The organism is Moorena sp. SIO3I8 (assembly GCF_010692325.1).
GTDB lineage: Bacteria > Cyanobacteriota > Cyanobacteriia > Cyanobacteriales > Coleofasciculaceae > Moorena.
In genome coordinates, this window is sequence record NZ_JAAHHW010000250.1 from 1 (window position 1) to 3,182 (window position 3,182).

Genomic DNA, 3,182 nt, shown 5'->3' on the forward strand with positions numbered 1-3,182 from the left:
AGTTGTTTGTTCCTTAAAATTACTACTGCCTAATTTTGGCATCAAAGTAAAGTAAACTGGAAAAGCTCTTTTGTCCCAAATCAGGCTAGTTACTAAAAGGTTTATTTTACCCCAATTTGTCCGATCAATTGCTATATAAACTAGGTCATTTTTTTCGGCGTTCGCCGACGCTACGCGAACAAAATATGTTTCTAGTAAATTAGATAGAATAGGAAACCAAATATTTTCAAAATTTAAAGTTGGCAAAGAGAAAAAGCGCTGTAGTCTTTTTATTATACTTTCAAACTTTATTCCAAGAGGTAAAGCATTGGCTAATTTTTCAATGGCTTTCTCTTTTGATTGATTGTAGTAGAATAACTACAATATTTGCTAAAATAGAATTACGATCCTTTAGTTTAAATTTTAGATGGTTTTGATATAATAATGGTAACATTTTCAACAGATAGGTCTTATTGACAATGAAAGACCTATCTTTTTCTACCACAGATCGTTACACTCTTGACGTATCAATCGTTTCAATCGCTATCGTCGCCCCCCCCAGGGGGTTTAACTCCTGGGATGAACCTTTTTATCAATGACCGACAGGTGACTCAGCAAACTGGCTTTGGGACTTTCAATATTGCGGCTAAGTGGAAAGCGATGCAGCGCGGTCTTGGGGGTCCCCCCCCATGAGCGACTGCATCAAGACAAGAAACTACAAAGGCTTTAAAACAAAAGAACCTTGGTATATCTTAACTAAATTGGTGGATTTAGACATAGCTATTCGAGCTTATCAAAAGCGTTTTGATATTGAATAGATGTTTCGATATTTTAAAGCAGGTGGCTATAATCTTGAAGGTTCTAAGCTCAAACCTCAGCAGCGTGAATATTCTACTTGTTGTCGTTGCTATTGCTTATACTAGTGCCATGATTCACGGTCAAAATATTAAGAGTATTGGCATTCAAAAATATGTAGCACGACCGGAAACTTCCTCAAATTCACAACGTAGACATAGCTCTTTTTATATTGGTCAACATCTTCATAATTGGCTCCACCTACAGCAATTGTGCCAACAAAATTTGTCTGAACTTTTGCAAATTAATCGTCGTTGGATTCTCCATTACAATCAGGGTCAACGTGCTATTGAGCTTGCCCTGTCTAGTTTTCAATCCCCTTTGTCGCCCTGCTAGCTTATGTAGTAGCAATTAGGAGTAATCATGGAGTCTGGATGCCATCCTCACAGAGGGTTAGAGCGAATAAGTGGTGTAAATTTACCAGAACATTTAGTAATCAAAAATCAGAAACTAGATACATTAGAGAAATAGTCTATGGAAAAAGGAGAGCCATAACTTACTGGGAAATAACCACAGACCCAAAAACTATGCCAGAGAATGGAACTTCTTTTGTGATGACTAATTTGAAAGGTAATCTCAAGAAAATCTTGGGAGATTTGTATGGATTAAGAACATGGGTAGAGTATGCTTTTCGTCAGTGTAAACAAGAATTAGGATGGACAGATTACCGTTTTAATAAGTTTAAGGATATCGAAAAATGGTGGTAAATAATTTTTTGTGTACACCATGATTAGTTTAAATTATCCAGCTTTTTTATCTTTCAATCAATCGGCAGAAGTGGCCAATGAGGTGACAGATACTGATGATATCCAGGTGAGTAATCATCAACAATGGAATCATCAAGGTGGATGGGATAATGTGTTAAACAATTTTCGTTTACTGATTCAACCCATCATGATGTTATGGATTATTTTTCCCTGGTTAGATATTTTACCTAATAGTAATTTATTGGTGGGATTGAATCAGCTAATTAGTGAAATTAATCAATGTCATTTTTTTTTTATTCTGGATAATCTGGCTTATTTGTTAATCATTGAATTCGGAAAGTGACAGAAGAGGGATACTACTCATATCAACACTCAGTAGTCAGCACTCAGCAATCAGCGCATATGACATAATTGAAACCGATAAGACCACCAAATCGTACAGCAATAGCAGATAATTGATTCTTGAGGACCAATAAATAATAAATAAATGATAAAGACTGCATGGGTGTTTCCTGGGCAAGGTTCCCAGGTACCAGGTATGGGAGTGGACTTATTAGACCTGCCGTCTGCAAAGGTTAAGTTTAAGCAAGCTGAGGAAATTTTAGGCTGGTCTGTCCTAGATATTTGTCAAGGGGAGTCCGATCAGTTATCTCAAACCCTCTACACTCAACCTGCCTTATACGTAGTTGAGAGTATCCTGGCTGATCTGCTCATGGAACAAGGGGAACGACCCCATCTAGTAGCGGGTCACAGCTTGGGAGAATATGTTGCCCTCTACACTGCCAAAGTATTTAACTTTGAGGCAGGGCTACGCCTAGTCCAACATCGGGCTAAATTGATGGATAGTGCTTCTGATGGCATGATGGTTGCTCTGATTGGCTTCAAACGCCCAGAACTTGAAGAAAAAATCCAGCAGATACAGGATGTTGTTATTGCTAATGATAACAGTCCTGCTCAAGTGGTAATTTCAGGTAAACCAACAGCAGTTCAGGATTTGCTGAGTCAGATTAAAGTGAAACGGGCTGTTCCTCTAAAAGTGTCCGGTGCCTTTCATTCTCCCTTAATGGCTGAAGCAGCGGCTCAGTTCCAGGAACTCTTGCTGTCTGTCCCCTTTGCTGACGCCCAGGTACCAGTATTATCGAATGTGGACCCTGTACCCACGGTCGAGGCAGCTACCTTAAAACATCAACTCCAGTCTCAAATTACTGGTTCAGTACGATGGCGAGAAATTTCTCTGAGGCTACCAGTGGAAGGGATTGAGAAAGTGGTGGAAGTCGGACCAGGTAAGGTGCTGACTGGCTTAATTAAACGGATGTGTCCCGAGTTAATTTTAGAAAACGTTAATAGCATTGCTGATCTGCAGCAATGCTTAGCAGTAGGCTAACTCGAAGCCCTAAGCTCAATCTGATTCAGGTTTTGGATGGCGGCGCGCTGCTCTTTGACGCGCCGCTTTGATGGAATCCCCCCAATAGTTATCAGAGTTTAGATATGGCAAGTGTCGGGAGATGGGGAGATGGGGAGATGGGGAGATGGGGAGATGGGGAGATGGGGAGATGGGGAGATGGGGAGATGGGGAGATGGGGAGATGGGGAAATGGGGAGATGGGGAGATGGGAGCGATTTTTATTAAGGGTAATTATCC

Annotated in this window: 3 protein-coding genes and 2 pseudogenes; 4 read left to right on the forward strand and 1 reads right to left on the reverse strand. The window is 40.3% G+C overall.

All coding sequences use genetic code 11. The annotated features are described in order from the left end of the window. Positions 1–246, reverse strand: a pseudogene (locus F6K51_RS35715) (IS4 family transposase); the annotation flags it as partial. A 422-nt stretch (positions 247–668) separates the two neighbouring features. Here F6K51_RS35715 and F6K51_RS35720 point away from each other — a divergent pair. The 4 genes and pseudogenes from F6K51_RS35720 to fabD all read left to right on the forward strand — a co-directional run bounded on the left by F6K51_RS35720 (position 669) and on the right by fabD (position 2,925). Then, positions 669–797 carry a hypothetical protein gene (locus tag F6K51_RS35720; protein WP_293030515.1) on the forward strand — a complete coding sequence of 43 codons (129 nt, stop codon included), beginning with the start codon at positions 669–671 and terminating at the stop codon, positions 795–797. Positions 798–861: 64 nt separating this feature from the next. Beyond that, entirely contained in the window at positions 862–1,170 is a 309-nt protein-coding gene (locus tag F6K51_RS35725; RefSeq protein WP_293030518.1) for a hypothetical protein, read from the forward strand. Next, positions 1,167–1,884: pseudogene (locus F6K51_RS35730) on the forward strand (transposase); the annotation flags it as partial. The gene F6K51_RS35725 and the pseudogene F6K51_RS35730, both read left to right, overlap by 4 nt. A gap of 144 nt (positions 1,885–2,028) precedes the next feature. Further along, positions 2,029–2,925, forward strand: coding sequence for an ACP S-malonyltransferase (fabD, locus tag F6K51_RS35735; protein WP_293030521.1), 897 nt, complete (start codon positions 2,029–2,031; stop codon positions 2,923–2,925). The last annotated feature ends 257 nt before the right edge of the window (positions 2,926–3,182 follow it).

Excerpts from the sequence above, each read along its gene's own strand:
- F6K51_RS35720 (WP_293030515.1), top strand. The coding sequence starts at position 669 with ATGAGCGACTGCATCAAGACAAGAAACTACAAAGGCTTTAAAACAAAA.
- fabD (WP_293030521.1), top strand. The coding sequence starts at position 2,029 with ATGATAAAGACTGCATGGGTGTTTCCTGGGCAAGGTTCCCAGGTACCA.